The organism is Streptomyces sp. NTD107 (genome assembly GCF_059510435.1).
Window position 1 is genome coordinate 18092 of record NZ_JCAJZV010000007.1, and the last position, 19997, is coordinate 38088.

10 protein-coding genes are annotated in these 19997 nt (G+C 72.3%); 7 read left to right on the forward strand and 3 right to left on the reverse strand.

The window, feature by feature from the left end:
• Window positions 1-239: 239 nt before the first annotated feature.
• Both AC5WRL_RS15915 and AC5WRL_RS15920 read right to left on the reverse strand, forming a co-directional pair.
• A complete protein-coding gene (locus AC5WRL_RS15915) occupies window positions 240-1367 on the reverse strand; it encodes a hypothetical protein (RefSeq protein ID WP_496089184.1) in 1128 nt (375 codons plus the stop codon).
• A 92-nt stretch (window positions 1368-1459) separates the two neighbouring features.
• Window positions 1460-2698 carry a cytochrome P450 family protein gene (locus AC5WRL_RS15920; protein ID WP_496089185.1) on the reverse strand — a complete coding sequence of 413 codons (1239 nt, stop codon included), beginning with the start codon at window positions 2696-2698 and terminating at the stop codon, window positions 1460-1462.
• 231 nt (window positions 2699-2929) lie between these two features.
• Between AC5WRL_RS15920 and AC5WRL_RS15925 the strand changes: the two genes are divergently transcribed.
• From AC5WRL_RS15925 to AC5WRL_RS15935, 3 genes are all read left to right on the forward strand, one after another.
• A complete protein-coding gene (locus AC5WRL_RS15925; protein WP_496089186.1) occupies window positions 2930-3730 on the forward strand; it encodes an ABC transporter ATP-binding protein in 801 nt (266 codons plus the stop codon).
• Entirely contained in the window at window positions 3730-6276 is a 2547-nt protein-coding gene (locus AC5WRL_RS15930) for an ABC transporter permease (RefSeq protein ID WP_496089187.1), read from the forward strand. Before AC5WRL_RS15925 ends, AC5WRL_RS15930 begins: the two co-directional genes overlap by 1 nt.
• A 242-nt stretch (window positions 6277-6518) precedes the next feature.
• The gene (locus tag AC5WRL_RS15935) at window positions 6519-6773 is read left to right on the forward strand and encodes a LysR family transcriptional regulator (protein WP_496089188.1); all 255 of its coding nucleotides are present in this window, start codon (window positions 6519-6521) and stop codon (window positions 6771-6773) included.
• Window positions 6774-6818: 45 nt separating this feature from the next.
• On the opposite strand, the gene AC5WRL_RS15940 is transcribed toward AC5WRL_RS15935, so the two are convergent.
• Window positions 6819-7481, reverse strand: coding sequence for a response regulator (locus AC5WRL_RS15940; RefSeq protein ID WP_496089189.1), 663 nt, complete (start codon window positions 7479-7481; stop codon window positions 6819-6821).
• Between the two features lie 137 nt (window positions 7482-7618).
• Here AC5WRL_RS15940 and AC5WRL_RS15945 point away from each other — a divergent pair, with 137 nt between their 5' ends.
• The 4 genes from AC5WRL_RS15945 to AC5WRL_RS15960 all read left to right on the forward strand — a co-directional run bounded on the left by AC5WRL_RS15945 (window position 7619) and on the right by AC5WRL_RS15960 (window position 19943).
• Entirely contained in the window at window positions 7619-10828 is a 3210-nt protein-coding gene (locus AC5WRL_RS15945; RefSeq protein WP_496089190.1) for a hypothetical protein, read from the forward strand.
• Window positions 10829-11134: 306 nt separating this feature from the next.
• Window positions 11135-12109 (forward strand): TauD/TfdA family dioxygenase, encoded by a 975-nt coding sequence (locus AC5WRL_RS15950; RefSeq protein ID WP_496089191.1) that lies wholly within the window; start codon window positions 11135-11137, stop codon window positions 12107-12109.
• A complete protein-coding gene (locus tag AC5WRL_RS15955; RefSeq protein WP_496089192.1) occupies window positions 12106-13326 on the forward strand; it encodes a cytochrome P450 in 1221 nt (406 codons plus the stop codon). The genes AC5WRL_RS15950 and AC5WRL_RS15955 overlap by 4 nt, the downstream gene beginning before the upstream one ends.
• Window positions 13327-13592: 266 nt before the next feature.
• Window positions 13593-19943 (forward strand): amino acid adenylation domain-containing protein, encoded by a 6351-nt coding sequence (locus AC5WRL_RS15960; protein ID WP_496089193.1) that lies wholly within the window; start codon window positions 13593-13595, stop codon window positions 19941-19943.
• Window positions 19944-19997: the final 54 nt, after the last annotated feature.

Below are 19997 nucleotides of genomic sequence, written 5' to 3' on the forward strand. Positions count from 1 at the left end.
CGACCACTCGCCGCGGTGGAGCTGGCAGCGGGAGTAGCCGATCATCGCCGGGTTCCGGCAGGGCTTTCCCGTTGTGGTGTTCGTGGATCCGCACCTGACCTGTTTGCCCATGGGTTTCCCCAGTCGTGAGGCGGCATGCCAGACATATCGTCCCAGGCGGGTTCTCCGTACGCCAGACGGCGACAGGGCCGCACCGTTCGCGGTGCGGCCCTGTCCCACGGTGCCGTTACCTGGTCGGGTCAGCCGAGGGACACCGACCGCTGGATGAGCCCGCCGCCGACACCGTTACCGCCCGGGAGGGTGGCGGAGTAGTCGCCGACCGCCCAGAACGTGCCGGTGTCGCCGACCGGTGCCAGGTCGTAGAAGGAGTAGCTGGGCCACTGGGCCTCCGGGCCGGTGGCCCAGGCGCCGAACTCCTTGGTCCAGTCGGTGCCGTCGTAGTGCCAGAACACCGGCGGGGCGTAGGCGGGCTCGCCCCGGTCCATGCCGCTGACCCACAGGCCGCCGTTGCCGTCGGTGGTGATCGCTTGCAGATACAGCTCGGTGAGCGACCCGGTGACGTCCCGCCACCGGGTCCCGTCCCAGTGGGTGACGGCCGGCACGGCCGGCGTGGCGTCGACGCCCTCGGCGTATCCCGCCACATACACATCGCCGGGTCCGGCGACGGTGATCCGGTCGATCTCGGTGCGGGCCGGGACGGGCGGCGTCGGCAGCTCGGTCCAGTCGGTGCCGTCCCAGTGGTAGGCGACCGGATGGCCGGTCTTCGCCGGGTACTTCATGCCGGTCGCGTAGGCGTCGTCGGCGCTGAGGGCGTCGAGGTCGCGGATGGTGACCAGTTCGGGCAGGGCGAGGGCCGTCCACTCGCCGTCGGCGTACGTGTGCAGGGCCTCCCCGCCCACGAAGAGCCGTCCGGGCACGGCCTTGACCGGCGCGTCCGGCCAGGAGTCCCCGATGTGCGGCGGCGCGGGTACGGTGCTCCACCGCTCGCCGTCGTAGTGGGCGAGCACCGGGTCCCGTACGAGGGTGCCGAAGGCCCACACGTCGTCCTCGGCGACGGCGCTGACCGCGGACCACTGCCCCACCCGGGGCAGCCCCGGGGCGGTGTCCTGGCGCCAGCTCGTGCCGTCCCAGCGCATGACGACGCCGCGCCCGTCCTTGCTGCCGACCGCCCAGGCGGCGTCCTCGCCGGGGGCGGAGACCGAGAACACCGATGTGATGGGGGAGTTCCCGGACAGGGATATCTCCCAGTTGGCGGTCTGCGCCGCGTCATGGTCCGCGTCGACGGCCATGGCACCACCGGCACCGAACAGTCCGGCCACCAGGGCCATCGAGACTGCGGCGGTACGCAGCAGGTTCCGTCCGTGCATGGGTCGGTGTCCCCTTCTTTCCAAGGTCAACTCTGCATCGGACAGCGTGACATGGGCGGACGGGACCGGGCCACCCCCTTATTGGGCGGGTGTTACGCGGGGCCGGTCATGTGGACCGGGAGGGTGCGGAAGGTACGGACCACGGGGGTCTGGTGGTAGCGCAACTCCGTGGCGGGGACGGCGAGGGCGGCCTGGGGGAAGCGGGTGAAGAGGGTGCGGGCGGCGACTTCGGTGATGGCTTTGGCGAGGTGGGCGCCGGAGCAGTAGTGGATGCCGGCTCCGAAACTCAGGTGGGTGGGTTTGGGGCGGGTGAGATCCAGGGTGCGGGGGCAGCCGGTGAAGCCGGGCAGGCGTTCCGCGTCGTGGTTGGCGGACATGACGCTGATGATGACGATCTCGCCCTCGGGGATGGTGACGCCGCCGATGTCGACGGGTTCGGTGGTGACCCGTTGCAGGGCGTTGTTGATGGGGCTGACGTAACGGATCAGTTCGTCGACCTCCTTGCCCCAGCGATCGGGTCCTGCCAGCAGTGCGGTGCGCTCTGCCGGATGGGTGAGGAGGGCGCCGAGGACTCCGCCGACGAGGCTGGCGGTGGTGTCGTTGCCGCCGGTCATCAGGGCGAATCCGGTGGAGAGGATCTCGGTGGGGGTGAGCCGGACCTCGGGGTCGGCATGGATCAGGTCGGACAGAAGGTCGTCGCCGGGCTCGCGCTCCTTGCGGGAGATGAGCTGGGACATGAAGGCGGAGAGTTCGGCGACGCTGTGGTGCAGTTCGCTGGAGCCGGCGCTGGGAGAGTGCGTGCGCAGGGCGTGTGACCAGCGCAGGAAGTCGGGCCAGGCGTCGGTGGGGACGCCCATGAGTTCGGCGATGGCGATGACGGGCAGCGGGTCGGCGTACCCCTCGATGAGGTCGGCGGGACCGGCGGGCGGCAGCCGGTCCAGGAGTTCGACGGCGATGTCCTCGATGCGGGGGCGCAGGGAGTCCGCGCGGCGCGGGGTGAAGGCGTAGCTGATGGCCCGGCGCAGCGGGGTGTGCCGAGGTGGTTCGAGGTTGGCGAGGTGGTTGGTCTCCTCGGGCGGCGGGGTGAGCGCCCGGCCGGCGCGCCGCGACATCAGCTGGTAGTGGAGGTGGATGTCGCGGCTCAGCCGGGGGTCGGCGAGGGCCGCCCTGGCGTCGTCGTAGCGGGTGATGACCCAGGCCCGGCCGCCGTCCGGCAGGGCGATCTCGCAGACCGGCCGCTCGGCGCGCACCTGGCTCAGCACCGGGTAGGGGTCTTGGACGAACTCGTCGGTGAAGATCCAGTACCGGGAGCGGCTGGGTGCGGCCGTCATAGGGGGTGCCCTCCGTCATCTGGCCTGCTGGGGTGGCTCGTTCCCGGAGATTAGCCGCGGCTGGGGGGCTGGGCGGGGGCCGTTTCCAAGACTTCGAATCGGGCGGGACGGCAGGGGCGGGATATCTGCCGATCGGCAGAGGCGGCACCCTGGCATCGCTCCTAGGCTCCGGGTCGACGGCGGGCGCATTCCGAAGGTGCCCGGAGTGGAACCGGTCGTGACGACGGGCCGATGTATGGGGAGAGTGAACGTGTGACCGCGACAAAGTCAGCCGCACCGGAGTTGCTGGGGACGGACACCGCCGTCCGTGCCGTGGGCCTGGAGAAGATCTACGGCACCGGGGCCGCCGAGGTCCGGGCGCTGGACGGGGTGAATCTGGAGCTGCCCCGGGGCGAGTTTACCGCCGTGATGGGTCCCTCTGGGTCGGGCAAGTCCACGTTGATGCACTGTCTGGCCGGTCTGGACACGGCGACCGCCGGGGACATCTTCATCACCGATCTCCAGGTGAACGGGATGTCGGAGAAGGAGCTGACCGGGCTGCGGCGGGAACTGCTGGGTTTTATCTTCCAGCAGTTCCATCTGCTGCCGATGCTCACGGCTGAGGAGAACATTCTGCTGCCGCTGACGATCGCCAAGCGGAAACCGTCCCCGGAGTGGTTCCGGGAGGTCATCGAGGCGGTGGGGATCGCCGACCGGCTGGCGCATCTGCCGTCGGAGATGTCGGGCGGGCAGCAGCAGCGGGTGGCGTGCGCGCGGGCGATGATGGGCCGGCCCGAGGTGATCTTCGCCGATGAGCCGACCGGCAACCTGGATTCGAGGGCCGGCACCGAGGTGCTGACGTTCCTGCGCAAGTCGGTGGACACGCTGGGGCAGACGATTCTGATGGTGACCCACGATCCGGATGCCGCGACCTACGCGGACCGGGTCGTGTTCCTGATGGACGGTCATATCGTCAATGAGTTGCGGAAGCCGACCGCCGACCAGGTGTTGGCCGCCATGAAGGCCCTGAGCAACCTGAAGCAGGGCGCGTGATGTTCACGACGACGCTGAAAAGCCTGCTGTCCCGCAAACTGAGACTGTTTCTGTCCGGCTTCGCCGTCATGCTCGGCGTGACCTTCGTGACGGGCGCGCTCGTCATGCAGGACACTCTGGGCCGGTCCTTCGACGCCCAGTTCGCCGGGGCGCACGACGATATCGATCTGCGGGTGTCGCGGGAGCCGGTTGTGGAGTCGTCGGACGGGCGGGCCGCGACGCTGCCGCCGGTGGACGACGCGGTGGTGGCGCGGGTGGCCGCCTTGCCGGAGGTTGCCGGGGCGCGCGGCATCGTCCAGGTCGAGGGGGCCCGTGCGCTGGCGGCGGACGGCACGGTGGTGGGTGACACCGGCGGTCCCCGGTACGGCCGGAGCTGGACCGGTGAGAACGAGCTGCTGAGTCTGCGTTCGGGCCGGGAGCCGCAGGCCGAGAACGAGATCGCGGTGAACGCCGGGCTGGCTGAGAAGGCCGGCTTCGAACTCGGTGACCGGGTCGGGGTGCTGACCGGCGAGCCGCGCCGGGAGTTCATCCTGGTCGGGATCTTCGGCTACTCCGGCGATCGGGATTCCATCGGCGGCGAGCAGACGGTGGCGTTCACCGAGCCGGTCGCCCAGCAGCTGATGATGGGCGCGCCGGGCACGTACTCCGGGGTGGATGTGACGGTCGCTCCGGACGCGGCGGTGGCCGGGGTGCGGCAGGCTCTGCTCGCCGAGCTGGGCGAGGAGTACGCGGTGCGGACGGCGGCGCAGGTGTCGCGGGACGAGTCGGGGCAGGCCCGGGAGATCGTCGACATGCTGGCGATGCTGCTGCTGGGCTTCGCGGGCGTATCGGTGTTCGTGTCGGTGTTCCTGATCATCAACACCTTCTCGATCCTGATCGCTCAGCGCACCAAGGAACTGGCGCTGTTGCGCGCGCTGGGGGCCAGCCGGCGCCAGCTGCGCGGATCGGTGCTGACGGAGTCCGTGGTGATCGGCGTGGTCGCGTCCGCGATCGGGCTGCTGCTGGGGATCGGCATCGGCGCCCTGGGCGCGGGTGCGGTGGCCTCGGGTTCGGAGGGGATGCGGCAAGCGTCGCTGGGGGTGCCGCCCGGTGCGGTGATCGCCGCGTTCCTGATCGGGATCGGGGCGACGATGCTGGCCTCGCTGGCTCCGGCCCGGCGGGCGGCGAAGGTGGCGCCGATCGCCGCGTTCGTGGACACCGGGGCGCCGCGCGGGCGGGGCCGTAAGCAGACCATCACCGGGGTGGTGCTGCTGGTGCCCGGCGCGCTGATGCTGGTGGCGGGGCTGCTGGACGGGTCCTCGGACGGGGCGGGGCTGATTCTGGGCGGGGCGGCGCTGGCCTTCGTGGCGGTCATGCTGCTGACGCCGCTGGTCAGCCGGCGCTCGGTGTGGGCGCTGGGGGCGGTGTTCGCCCGGTCGCTGCCCGGCCAGCTGGGCCGGCGCAACTCGGCACGCGATCCGCGGCGCACGGCGGTGACCGCCTCGGCCATGATGATCGGGGTGGCGCTGGTGACCGCGATCAGTACGGTGGCGGCGTCGGCGGAGAACAGTGTGGTCAGCCAGATCGACCGGGAGTTGCGGGCGGAGCTGGCCGCGATGGGCCAGGCGGGGTCGGCGGCCTCGGCCACGATCGATCCGGCCGCGATCGAGGAGGTGGCGGCGCTGCCGGGGGTGGCGCGGGTCGCGGCGGTGGCGGTGGGCTCCGGCAAGGTCGGGGACGATACGGCCGCGGTGATGTCGTGGCCGGACTGGAGCACGGCCCGGGAGATGCTGAGTCTGACTGCGCGGGAGGGTTCGATCGACGCGCTGCCCGAGGGCAGTCTGCTGATGAACCGGGGAACGGCGGACTCGCTGGGCCTGGCGGTGGCGGATTCGGTGACGCTGCGGCTGGAGCGAGGTGAGCCGGGGACGTTCACGGTGGCGGGTGTCTTCGAGAACTCGGCGCTGGTGGGCGGGGTCGTGGTGCCCTGGTCGCAGGCGATGGACGGGTTCCGGCATCAGCAGATGACGCAGGCGTTCTTCCAACTGGCGGACGGAACCTCGGCCGACGCGGTGCGGCCGGCAATCGAGCGGGCGCTGGCGGGCAGCCCGGAGGTCTCGGTGCTGACCAGGGACGAGGTGGCGGGTCTGTTCAGTGACGGGTTCGCCATGCTGCTGGTGATGGTGCAGGCGCTGCTGGCGGTGACGATGATCATCGCGGTGCTCGGCATCGTCAACACCCTGGCGCTGTCGGTGCTGGAGCGGACCAGGGAGATCGGCGCGCTGCGGGCGCTGGGCCTGAGCCGGGGGCAGACGGTGCGGATGGTGATGAGTGAATCGGTGGTGATCTCGCTGTTCGGCGCCGTCTTGGGCGTGGTGGTCGGTGCGCTGCTGGGTCTGGCGATCGCCCAGTCGATGAAGGGGCAGGGTGTCAGCCAGCTGTCGCTGCCGTGGTCGCAGATGGTGGTGTATCTGATCGGGTCGGTGGTGGTCGGTGCGCTGGCCGCGCTGGGTCCTGCCCGCCGTGGCAGCAGGGTCAGGGTGTTGAGCGCGGTCGGACAGGGGTAAGTAGCGCGCACCGCCGGAATTGGCGCCCTGGGAATGTGACCCAGGGCGCCATTCGGGCTGCCATGTGGCTTGCCAGGTAGCTGTTTTTGCAGGTTCCTGCATCGGCGGTTGCTCTTCCGTATCAGGTGAGTTGATATGGAGTCAGCAGCGGGGACGTTGCACCGTACGAGGTACGGTGCCGGGCGCATGGCACAGCGCGCGGCGGTAGCGCAGTGAGCCGTTGGACGACCGCAGGGGGAAGAATGCACGAACGTGAATTCCGCGCCTTTGTCTCCATTGCAGATATTGGCCGGATGGACCAAGCGGCAAAGGAGCTCGGATACTCCCAGCCCGCCATCAGCTATCAAATAAAGTGCTTGGAAAAGGTGTTGGGCGCCACGTTGTTCGTCAGAGATTCCACGGGGACGCAGTTGACCAGAGAGGGGCGCATGATCCTGCCGTCGGCGAGAGCCGTACTGGCGTTGATCGACGGAATGAAGTCATTCGGTCAGGTGTGATGACGGGGTCCGGGCGCGGCCGGCCCGGCGGGTCCGGCGCCCGGGTCAGGCCCGCCAGCCGCTGGAATGCTGGTGCTCCCACTGCCAGGCGGCGATGCCCATGCGGTTGCGGACCGCCAGTTTCCGCTGGAGATTGGCCACATGGGTCTTGACCGTGCCCGCGGAAATGAACAGGTCACGGGCGATCTCCGCATTGGTCAGTCCTTCCGCCACCAGCCGGGCGATCTCCTTCTCCCGGCTGGTGAGCGGTTCCACCGGCTCGGCCGGCCGCTCCTGGGCGGGGTCCCGCATGTGTTGCAGCAGCCGCACCGTCACCGAGGGGCTGATCAGCGCGTCCCCGGCCATCGCGGCGCGTACCGCCTCCACGAGCAGCGCGGGCCCGGACCGCTTGAGGAGAAAACCGCAGGCCCCGTGCCGCAATGCTGTATGAACATATTCATCAAGGTCGAATGTGGTGACCACGATGACCCGCACCGACGGGGATTCCTGCTCCTGGACCAGCCTCCGGGTCACCTCAAGGCCGTCCACGCGCGGCATGCGAATATCCGCCAGCAGGACATCGGGTTTTAACGAACCGGTGAGTTCGAGTGCTTCCCGGCCATCACGGGCCTCCCCCACCACCTCCATGTCGGGTTGCGACTCGAGGATGAGGCGGAAGCCGATACGCACCGCTTCCTGGTCATCGGCAAGCAGAATGCGGATCGTCACATTACCAAGATAGCCCAAGTCCCTTGGGCCTGCCACCTGTTGGCATATCGAAAGATTCTCTGCGGACTTGGCCGCCGGACCGCGGATGGGCACCATCGAAAAAACGGCAGGGCTTGGGGCCAACCGAGGAGTGATTCATGGGTAAGGCCGACAGCAGAACCCGCAGACAGACGGTCGTCGCCGCGACCGTGCTGACCCTGTGTACCCTCTCCACCCCCGCCGGCGCCTGGCCGGGGGAGCGCCCGGCGGACGCCGGCGGCAGTCCGCTGAGCGTGGCCCTGCCGGACGCGCCGTCCGGCCGGGCGGCCGAATCCGTCTGGGCGGACGGCGATTCCGGCGACTCCGGTGATCCCGGGGCCGCCCTCCGTCAGGCGGCGGGCGCCTTCACGGCGGCCGGCGACAGTACGGCCGACACCCTCGGGCCGCTGTCCGTCACGCTCGCCACCGGCGGGGTCAGCACCTCGGTCTTCACCCCGCAGACCTTCACCGGCGCCGGGCCGCTGGGCGCCACCTTCACCTATGACACCGCCGCGCTGACCGACGCCGATCCGGCCGGCGCGGTCCTGCCGCCCGGCTGGCAGGTCACCCCGGGGGCAGCGGACGCCACGGCGGACGGCACCCCCAGTCCGTTCGGCGCGCCGGCCGCCCCGCTCGCCGCCCAGGACCCGGACCCGGACCCGGATCCGGCCGAACAGTCCCAGGAAGAACTGATCGAGGCCGCCACCGAAGCCGGCCTTACCTTCCACTACAGCGGCGACGAGCGGTGCGCCGATCCCGCCACACCCGCCGGCCTGCTGTGCGCCGTCACCGTCCCGGACGCCGGCGACACCCAGCTGATCTACCGCAACGGCAAACTCGTGCGGATCGTCAACCCCGGCGAGCAGACCACCGACCTCGGTTACTCCGCCGATCACCGGCTGACCAGCGTCCGCACCCCCCTGATCATGGACTGGATCGCGGTCTCCCCCCAGCGTCGGGACACCCCCCTGGCCACGTACGCGCTCGGCTACCACCGCGACGGCCGGATCAAGGACATCACAGGACCCGCCCCCGACGGCACCCGCGCCACCGAGAACCTGCGCTCCCGGCACGACTACAGCTACCGGGGCACCACCACCGAGGTGAACGTCGCCGGCCTGACCACCACCCACGGCTATGCCCGGCGCGTCACCCACGACACGTACGGCCAGCCGCTGTCCCACACGGACGGCACCGGCCGTACCACCACCTACACCTGGGCGGCGCCCGGCGTGCCCGCCTCGGTGACCGACCCGGCCGGCCGGCTCACCACCACGGTCTACGACGAGTACGGGCTGCCCTCGGTGTACGGCCCGGGCCCGGCCCGCTGCTTCGGCCCCGATCTGCGGCCCCTCGACCCGGCACCGGCCGGCTGCGAGCGGATCCCCGCCGAGACCACCACCCTCGGCGCCGCCGGGCTGACCACCGTGCGAAAGGACTCCGACGGCGTCCCGGACCTGGTGACCGAGACCCAGCTCGACCCGTACGGCATCCCCGCCGCCACCGTGACCGACCCGGACGGGCTCGCCCTGCGCACCGGGTACGAGTTCGACGAATTCTTCCGCCCGGTACGGCAGACCTGGCCGGCCGGCACCGCGCACACCTACGCCTACTACGGCCAGGACGAGACCGTGGTCAACCCCTGCGCCCCGGACGGCGATCCGCTGCCGCAGCGCGGCATGCTCAAGTCGATCACCGGGCCCGACCCGGCCACCGGATCGCCCCGGGTGGAACGTTTCGTCTTCGGCGCCCAGGGCCAGCCGGTCGCGGTGACCTTCGGCGGCACCGACTGGACCTGCGTGAGCTACGACGAGCGGGGCCGGATGACCCGTACCCACATCCCCGGCAACGCCTCGCTGCCCGAGCGCACCGTGACCTTCGATCACGCCTACGGCGGCGACCCGCTGACCCTGCGCGCGGCGCAGGCCGACCACGCCGTGCAGGTCACCACCGACCTGCTGGGCCGCACCACGCGCTACACCGACGGACTCGGCACCCGTACCGAGACCCGCTACGACCGGGCCGACCGCGCCGTCGAGGAGCGGGTGACCCCGCCGGGGCGCGGCGAGCGCGCCCAGACCGGGCGCACCGGCTACGACGCGGCCGGCCGGGTGGTGACCGTCTCGCTGGACGGCCGGCAACTGGCCGCGGCCCGATACGACCGGGCCGGCGCCCTGGAGTCGGTGCGGTACGGCAATGGCACCGCGCTCACCATTGGCCGCGACGCGGCCGGCCGGGTGCTGGAGCGGAAGGTGAACACCACCCGGGGCGGCGCGCTGAACGCGAGCGTGCAGCGGTCCCGGTCCGGCACCATCACCGATGAGACGGTGGCCGGCGTCGACGCCCGCCCGGGCCGCCCGAACTTCTCCTACGACGCGGCCGGCCGGCTGGTCCGCGCCTGGGTGCCGGGCCACGAGTACGGCTACGACTTCACCTCCGCCGCCCCGGCCGAGTGCCCCGCCGGCACCCTCGTGGACGCCGGCGCCAACGGCAACCGGGTCGCCCGCACCGATCGCACGGCGGCCGGGGAGACCCGTACCGGCTACTGCTACGACGCCGCCGACCGGCTGCTGGCCACCACCGGCGACGACGCGCTGACCGGCTTTCAGTACGGCGGCAACGGGCATCTCACTGGATACCGGGCGGCGGACGGCAGCGAGACCACCCAGCGGCAGGACGCCGCCGAACGCTACCTCGGCGGCACGGTCACCGGCCCCGGCGCGGCCGAGGTCGGCTACACCTCCGACATCCTCGACCATCTGACCTCGCGCACCGCGACGACCGGCGGCCGGACCGAAACGGTGCGCTACGGCCACACCTCGGCCGACGACCCGGACATCGATCTGGTGCTGGACGCGGACGGCCGGACCCTGACCCGGATCGTGGCGCTGCCCGGCGGGGTGCTGCACATGGCCGCCACCCGCGCCAACCCGGCTGCCTCCAGCTGGAGCTATCCCACCGTGCGCGGCGACATCTTCGCCACGGCCGACGACCGGGGCACCAAGACCAGCGGGCCGCACTTCTACGGGCCGTTCGGCGAGCCGCTGCGCGCCGACGGCACCGTCGACCCGGCCGCGCTCCCCGACAATCTGCCCGGCGACTTCGACTACGGCTGGGCGGGCGCCTTCCAGCGCGGCACCGAGCACGCAGGCAGCCAGTACAACACCGTGCTGGACACCCGGGTGCTGAACACCGCCTTCGGCCGGTTCTCCGCCCCGATCGCCGGCGGCCCCTTCCTCAACGCCTACGAGTACGCGGCGGGCGACCCCATCAACCACGTGAGCGCCAACGGCTACGCCCTGACCGGAGACCTGGACACCACCCCCTAGGTCCTGTCTGACAAACCCGCCTGGCCCGCGTCGCCTGGCACCGGGGGCACCTCCCGGGCCCTCAAGGGCCTGGGGGAGCCTCGCCGCACTCCGCTTCGCTGCGTCTCTGCTCTGTTGAGCGACCTGGGAAGCAGAGCTGTCGAGACGCCCAAGTAGCCCCTCCCCAAGCTCTTCGAGCAGGGGATACCCCATGGCCGGGAGGTGCCCCCCGCACCAGACAACGCGGGCCCAACCGGCGCCATGTGTCAGACAGGACCTAGCCGGGCCGGCGACATCCCTTCGAGAAAGGCACTGAGAGAGGTTCCGATGGACACCGCGATCACCGACGCACAGACCGAACTGACGGAGCACAACGGCACCCGGCTGCTGCGGGTCACCCCCCACCCCGGGGCCGGCCACCGCGCCTGGTTCGAGGCCGCCGCCGAGTCCCTGCGGGCCGCCATGTACGAGCACGGCGCCGTCATGGTCAAGGGCAGCGGGCTGACCGAGCAGGCCGAGCTGGCCGGCATCGCCGAGCTGATCGGCGGCAAGACCCTGGACTACAACGAGCGCTCCACCCCGCGCAGCCGGGTCACCGGCAAGGTGTACACCTCCACCGAGTACCCGGCCGACCAGATCATCGCCCAGCACAACGAGAGCTGCTACTCCACCAGCTGGCCGCACAACGTGTTCTTCTTCTGCGCCAAGGCGGCCCGCACCGGCGGCGAGACCCCGGTGGCTGACAGCAACGCCGTGCTGCGCCGGCTGCCCGCCGACCTGGTGGCCCGGTTCGAGAAGCTCGGGGTGCTCTACACGCGCACCTACCGCACCGGGATGGGCCTGTCCTGGCAGGAGGGCTTCCAGACCGAGGACCGCGACCAGGTCGAGTCGTACTGCGCCGGGCACGGCATCGAGACCGCCTGGGACGGGGACGTGCTGCGCACCCGGCAGCACCGCCCGGCCGTCATCGCCCACCCGGTGACCGGGCGGAACGTGTGGTTCAACCAGGCGCATCTGTTCCATGTCAACGCGCTGCCCAAGGACGTCCGTGAGGGACTGCTGGAGATCTGCGGCGAGGACGGCCTGCCCCGTAACGCGTACTACGGCGACGGCAGCGCGATCGGCCAGGAGGAACTCGACGTCATCGCCGACGCGTACCACCAGACGATCCTGGCCGAGCCCTGGAACACCGGGGACCTGCTCATGATCGACAACCTGCTCACCTCGCACGGCCGCCGCTCCTTCACCGGCGAGCGCTCCGTACTGGTCTCCATGACCCAGCGGGCGGAGACTGCGGCGTGAGAGTCGCCACCCGCCCGCTCACCGGCATCGACCTCACCGCGCCCGAGACCTTCCTGGTGGACGGACTGCCCGACATGTGGCGGCGGTTCCGCGCGGAGAGCCCGGTGCACTGGCACCCCGTCGAGGGCCGCGCCGTGCCCGGCTTCTGGGTGCTGTCCCGGTACCACGACGTCATGGCCCTGTACCGGGACAACCGGCGGTTCACCTCCGAGTCCGGCAATGTGCTGGCCACCCTGCTGGCCGGCGGCGACTCGGCGGCCGGGCAGATGCTGGCGGTCACCGACGGCCCCCGGCACCGGGAGCTGCGCGCCGTGCTGCTGAGGGCTTTCGGGCCGCGGCTGCTGGACCGGGTGGTGGAAGGCGTACGGCGGCGCACTGACCGGCTGCTGGCCGAGGCCGTCGAGCGGGGCACCGGCGACTTCGCGCGGGACGTGGTGGAGCACATCCCGATGGCGACCATCGCCGATCTGCTGGGGGTGCCGGCCTCCGACCGCGACTATCTGCTGTCGCTGACGAAGCAGGCGCTCAGCGCGGACGAGGCCGGACAGAGCGCGCAGGAGGCGCTGATCGCCCGCAACGAACTGCTGCTGTACTTCTCCGAGCTCGCCGAACAGCGGGTGAGCGCCCCCACCGACGATGTGATCAGCGTGCTCGCCACCGCCACCGTGGACGGCGAGCCGCTCACCGAGCAGGAGATCGTCTTCAACTGCTACAGCCTGATCCTGGGCGGTGACGAGACGAGCCGGCTGTCGATGATCTGCGGCACCAAGAAGCTCATGGAGGAGCCGGAGCAGTGGCGCCGGCTGCTGGCGGGTGAGGTGAGCGTCGACAGCGCGGTCGAGGAGGTGCTGCGCTGGGTGACCCCCGCCATGCACTTCGGGCGGCGCGCCCTGGTGGACACCGAGATCGGCGGCCGGACGATCCGAGCCGGCGATGTGGTCACCTTGTGGAACAGCTCGGCCAATTACGACGAGGAGGTATTCGACGATCCCACCGCCTTCGATCTGGGGCGCACCCCGAACAAGCACATTTCGTTCGGGCACGGCCCGCACTTCTGTCTCGGCGCCTATCTCGGGCGGGCGGAGATAGCGGCGTTGCTCACCGCGCTGCGCGCCCAGGTCGCGCGGCTGGAGCCGGCCGGTGCGGCCCGGCCCGTGCATTCCAATTTCCTGCGCGGCTACAGCCGGCTGCCGATGACGCTGATCCCCGCCCGCTGACCCCGGAGGAACCCGGTATCACGGGCGCCCCGGCCCGGCCTTGTCGGCCGGCCGGGGCGCCTTCCCACGCCCTCCCCCGCCGTGTCGCAACGGCCCGCCCCCGGCCTCCGGTTAGAGGTTTTCGATATTCGCCCGCCGGCGCTTTGAATTCTTCGAAGAGCCGCCGGTGAGCGCCGATATCGCTCCTACTGTGGAGGCTGGCCAGGGCCGTACTTCCTGGCTCCCCCGAGCAGGCACATTCGACGCGGGTACACGAGTCAAGGGGAATGGCTTTGTCCGAGCAGAACGGAAACGAACTGTCGCTGACCGCCGCACAGTCCGGTATGTGGCTGGCTCAGCAGATGCATCCCGACAACCCGATGTACAGCATCGCCGAATGCATCGAGATCGCCGGACCGGTCGACGCCGCGCTCTTCGAGGCGGCCCTGCGCCGGGTGGTGGCGGAGGCCGAGGCACTGCGCACCCGCCTGCTGCCCGGCACCGGCACCGGCACGCCGTCCCAGCTCGTCGGGGAGCTGGGAGAGGTACGGCTGTGGCACGCCGATGTCAGCGAAGCGCCCGATCCCTCGGCCGCCGCCGACGCCTTGATGGCAGCCCGCTGCACCGAGCCGGTGGATCTGGTACGCGGCCCCGCCTGCACCTTCGGCCTCATCCGGTCCGCCGCCGACCGGTACACCTGGTTCAGCCGGGTCCATCACACGGTGGTGGACGGCTACAGCTGGTCGCTGATCGTGGAGCGGGTCGCCGCCCTGTACAGCGCGCTGGCCGCAGGCACCGAGCCGGACCCCAGCCCGTTCGGCCCGGTGCGGCTGCTCGTGGAGGGCGACGCCGCCTACCGGGCCTCCGAACAGTTCGCCGCCGACCGGGCGTTCTGGGCGGACCGGCTGACCGGCCTGCCCGAGCCGGTGTCGCTGGCCGCGCCGCCCACCGGGATCCCCGCCGACCACATCCGTCGCACCGGTCTGGTGCCGGCCGCCACCGCCGATGCGCTGCGCGAACTGGCCGCCACCGTACGGGTGTCCTGGCCGGCCGCCGTGTTCGCCGGCATCGCTGGCTATCTGCACCGGCTCACCGGTGCCGAAGACCTGGTCATCGGTCTCGCCGTGGCCGCCCGCACCGGCACCGCCCGCCAGGTGCCCGGCATGGTCTCCAACGCCCTGCCGGTACGGCTCGCGGTGCCCGCCGACCACACCGTACGGCAACTGCTGCGCACCACCAGCGACGAACTGCACCAGGTGCTGCGCCACCAGCGGTACCGGCAGGAGGACATCCACCGGGACCTGGGCCTGGTGGGCCGCCGCAAGCGGCTGTGGGGCCCGGAGGTCAACCTCATCACCTACGGCAGGCCACTGTCCTTCGCCGGGCACCCGGCCACCGTGCGCGGCTTCTCTGTCGGGCCCGAGGAGGACCTGTCGGTCGTCGTCGACAACCGCACCCCAGGGGCCGGCTTCCGGGTCGATCTGCACGCCAGCGCCGACCTGTACCCGGCCGGCGCGGTGGCCGGCCTTGGCACCGAACTCGCCGGTTTTCTGCACCGGCTGGCGCACGCCGCCCCCGACGACCCGCTGCGCGAGCTGGCGGCCGGGCGGCCGGCCGGACTGCGGCCCACCGCCCCCCGCGCCCCCTCCGCCGACGCCGGCCCGGCCACCGCCGGACCCGCCCCGTACCGCGCCCCGGCCACCGACCGTGAACGCCGGCTGTGCGAGCTGTTCGCCGACGTGCTCGGCACCGAGGCGCCGCTCGGCATGGACGACGACTTCTTCGCCCACGGCGGCTTCTCTCTCACCGCCATCCGGCTGCTCAGCCGCATCCGGGAGACCTTCGGCGCCGAACTGCCGCTGCGCACCGTCTTCGAGGCCCCCACCGCCGCCCGACTGCTGGCCCGCATCGAGGACTCGGCGCCGCGCCGCTCCGCGCTGCGCGCCATGCCGCGCCCCGCCGAACTGCCGCTCTCCCTCACCCAGCAGCGGCTGTGGCTGGTCAACCGGCTCCAGGATGCCCCCGGCGCCTACAACATGGGCCTGGCGCTGCGGCTGTCCGGACCGCTGGACCGCGAAGCGCTCGCCGCCGCCGTGCACGACGTCCTGGCCCGGCACGAGAGCCTGCGCACCGTCTTCCCGCAGAACGAGGACGGCCGCCCCCGGCAGCGGATCCTGACCCCGGCGGCGGCCCGCCGGCTGGTGTCCCTCCAGGAACAGGCCGTCACCGCCGGCGCACTGGACCGCACCGTCACCGAGGTGGTCGCCGAGGGCTTCGACCTCACCCGCCGCCCGGCGGTGCGGCCCCGGCTGCTGACGCTGGGCCGCACCGAACACGTCCTGTTGGTGGTGCTGCACCACATCGTCGGCGACGGCCTGTCGCTGGCGCCGCTGGCCGCCGACCTCGGCCGCGCCTACCGGGGCCGGGCGGTCGGCCTCGCCCCGGAGTTCCCGGAACTACCCGTGCAGTACGCCGACTACACCCTGTGGCAACAGTCCGTGTTGGGCGAGGAGAGCGACCCGGACAGCCCCCTCGCCCGGCAGCTCGGCTACTGGCGGGACCGCCTCGCCGGACTCCCCGCCGAGCTGGAACTGCCCCGCGACCGGCCCCGCCCCCGGCAGCCCAGCGGCGGCGGCGACATCGTGCGCTTCGACGTGGACGCCGAACTGCACGGCCGGCTCGCCGCGCTGGCCCGCGAGCACCGGGCCAGCCTGTTCATGGTGCTCCAGGGCGCGGTCGCGGCACTGCTCGGCCGGTACGGGGCCGGTACGGACATCGCGCTCGGCAGTGCGGTGGAGGGCCGCACCGACGCCGCGCTGGAAGAGCTGGTGGGCTGCTTCGTCAACACCGTCGTGCTGCGCACCGATCTGTCCGGCGACCCGACCTTCGGTCAACTGCTCGACCGGGTACGGGAGTCCACTTTGGCCGCGCAGGACCACCAGGATGTGCCGTTCGACCGGCTGGTGGAGATGCTCAACCCGGAGCGCTCGCTGGCCCGCAACCCGCTGTTCCAGGTGATGATCGATGTGCAGACCCCGGCCGCCGGCACCCTGGAGCTGCCGGGGCTGACCACCACCCCGCAGCAGGTCGACCCGGGCGTCACCAAGATGGACCTGCTCTTCGGCCTCGACGAGCGGCGGACGGCGGACGGCGGCCCGGCCGGCATCGGCGGACGCCTCGAATACAGCACCGACCTCTTCGACCGGGCGACCGTCGAGCGGCTCAGCGGCCATCTGCTGCGGCTGCTGCGCGAGATCACCGCCGCCCCGGACCGGCCCATCGGCGATCTCGATCTGCTGTCCGAGGCCGAACGGGCCACCGCGCTCGGCGGGTTCACCCCGGGACCGGACGGTGGCAGTGGGCTGCCGCCCGCGCTGCCGGCCCTGTTCGAGGCCCAGGTCCGCCGGACCCCCGAAGCCCCGGCACTGACGGACGGCGACCGCACGCTCAGCTACCGGGAGCTCAACTCCCGCGCCAACCGGCTCGCGCACCATCTGATCGCCGCCGGAGCCGGCCCCGAGCGGCTCATCGCCGTGCTGCTGCCGCGCTCCGCCGAACTCGTCACCGCGCTGCTCGCCGTCCTCAAGTCCGGCGCCGCCTATCTGCCGGTCGACCCCGGCTATCCGGCCGCCCGGGTCACCTTCATGCTGGATGACGCCGCGCCGGCACTGGTGCTGACCGACCGGGACGGCGCCGCCGCGCTGCCGGCCGGCACCCCCGTACAGGAACTCACCCCCGGTCTGCTGGAGTCCGGCGCCGACCCCGGCGATCCGGCCGTGCCGCTGGATCCCAGGCACCCCGCGTACGTCATCTACACCTCCGGCTCCACCGGCCGGCCCAAGGGCGTGGTCGTGCCGCACGGCCCGGTCGCCACCTACGTCCGCTACGCCCGCGAGCACTACCCGACCGTCGCCCAAAGCGCCCTGCTGCACTCCCCGGTGGCCTTCGACCTGACCGTCACCGCCCTGTACGCGCCCCTCATCAGCGGCGGTACGGTGACGGTGGCCGAGCTGGCCGGGCCCGGCAGCGGGGCCACTCCGCCCGGCTTCCTCAAGGTGACCCCCTCCCATCTGGCGCTGCTCGGTGTGCTGCCCGCCGAGTTCTCCCCCACCGGGGAGCTGGTCATCGGCGGCGAGGCGCTGCTCGCCGACGTGTTGGAGGAGTGGCGCCGGGAGCACCCCGGCGTCACGGTCATCAACGAGTACGGCCCGACCGAGGCAACCGTGGGCTGTGTGGCATACCGGCTCGCGCCCGGCGATCCGGTGGCCGCCGGGCCGGTGCCGATCGGCACCCCGATGTGGAACTCCGGCGCCTGCGTACTCGATGACCGGCTGCGGCCGGTGCCGCCCGGGGTGCCCGGCGAGCTGTACATCAGCGGCGGGCAGCTGGCCCGCGGCTATCTGGGGCGGCCCGCGCTGACGGCTGAACGGTTCGTCGCCGACCCGTGGGGCCCGGCCGGCCGCCGGATGTACCGCACCGGCGACCTCGCCCGGCGCCGGCCGGATGGCCGGCTCGACTATCTGGGGCGGGTGGACGATCAGCTGAAGCTGAACGGGTTCCGCATCGAGCCCGGCGAGATCGAGGCGGCCCTGGCGACCGCCCCCGAGGTGGCTCGGGCCGCCGTGACCCTCCACACCGACCCGCTGGGACATCGCCGGCTGATCGGCTACGTGGTGCCGGCGAAGGACGCCGCCCCCGACCCCGGCGCGCTGCTGGCCGCGCTGGGCGCCCGGCTGCCGGCCCATCTGGTGCCGGCCGCCGTCGTCACCGTGCCCGCGCTGCCGCTCACCCCCAACGGCAAACTCGACCGGGCCGCCCTGCCCGCCCCCGAAACGCCCGCCACCACAGGCGGGTCCGCCGGGTCCGGCGCCGCCGCGCGCTCCCCTCAGGAGGCCACGCTCGCCGAGCTGTTCGCCGAAGTCCTCGGCGTGGCCGAGGTCGGCCCGCACGACAGCTTCTTCGAACTGGGCGGCGACAGCATCATCTCCATCCAGCTGGTGGCCAGGGCCCGCCGCCGCGGCCTGGAGCTGAGCCCCAAGGACGTCTTCGAACGCAAGACGGTGGCCGCCATCGCCGCCACCCTCGCCGGCCCTGCCGACGCGGCCCCGCTGCCCCGGCCCGCCCCGGCCGGCACCGGCCCGGTGCCCGCCTGGCCGCTGGCCCGCTGGCTGGAGCGGCGCGGCGGAACCGCCGCCGGTTTCCATCAGTCGGCGCTGCTCACAGTCGGGCCCGGGCTCGGCGAGGAGCGGCTGACCGCCGCGCTGCGCACCCTGCTCGACCATCACGACGCGCTGCGGATGCGGCTCGACCCGGACGGGCCGGGCGGCCGGTGGGCGTTCGAGATCACCGGGCGCAGCACGGTGGAGGCCGCCGCGCTGGTGCGCCGGGTGGACATCGCCGCGCTCAGCGAGCCGGAACTGGGGCAGGTCATCGCCTCGGCGGCGGCCACCGCCCGCGACCAACTGGACCCGGCGGCCGGTCACATGGTGGCGCTGGTCTGGTTCGACGCCGGTCCCGGCCGGCCCGGGCGGCTGCTGTTCACCGCCCACCATCTGGTGACCGACGGGGTGTCCTGGCAGCTGCTGCTGCCCGGGCTGCGCGCCGCCTGGGAGGCGCACTCCGCCGGGAAGGAGCCACAGCTTCCCCCGGTGGGCACCCCGTTCCGGCAGTGGGCGCAGCGGCTGACGCAGCGGGCGGCAAGCGTCGGCGCGCAGGCCGAACTGCCGCGGTGGACCGAGACGCTGCGGCTGCCCGCCCCCCAACTGACCACCGAGCCGCTCGACCCGGCCCGGGACACGGCGGAGCACGCCGCCCGGCTGACCTGTGAGCTGCCCGCCGAGGACACCGTGCGGCTGCTGAGCCGCACGCCCACGGTGCTGCACGCGAGCGTGCACGAACTGCTGGTGACCGCCTTCACGCTGGCCGTCGCCGACTGGCGGCACCGCCGGGGCCTTCCGGAGGTCGGCGCCCTGCTCGACGTGGAGCGGCACGGCCGGCAGGAGACCGCCGAGGGCGTCGATCTGTCGGCCACCGTCGGCTGGTTCACCACGCTGCACCCGGCCCGGCTGGATCCCGGGGTACGGGACTGGGCCGAGCTGTGGGCGGCGGGCCCGGCGGCGGGCGCCGCCGTACGTGCCGTCAAGGAGCAGCTGCGGGCGCTCCCCGACGACGGCCAGGGCTACGGTCCGCTGCGCGAACTGTCCCCGGCCACCGGCGAAACGCTGGCCCGGCTGGCCGTACCGCAGCTGCTGTTCAACTATCTGGGCCGGCGGCCCGCCCCGCCACGCCCCGCACTGGCCGCCGTCCCGGACGCGCCGTGGGATCCGGCCCCCGAGAGTGAGCGGCTGACCGCGCTGCCGGCCCCCGGGTTGCCGCTGTCCCATCTGCTGGAGGTCGACGCGGTGACGCTCGACCGCCCCGGCGGGCCCCGGCTGACCACGGTGTTCAGCTGGCCGGCCCGGCTGCTGCCGCAGGCCGCCGTACGCGAACTCGCGGACGGCTGGCTGCGGGCGCTCGGCGTACTGGCCGACCACGCCGACCGGCCGGACGCCGGCGGCCACACCCCCTCGGACCTGTCGCTGGTGCGGCTGTCCCAGGACGAGATCGACGGGCTTGAGGCCGACTGGAGGAACCTTTGAACCCTCCCCCGGCCGCAGCGGAGGGATTCCCGGCTCAGGCGGCCGGCCCGCTCT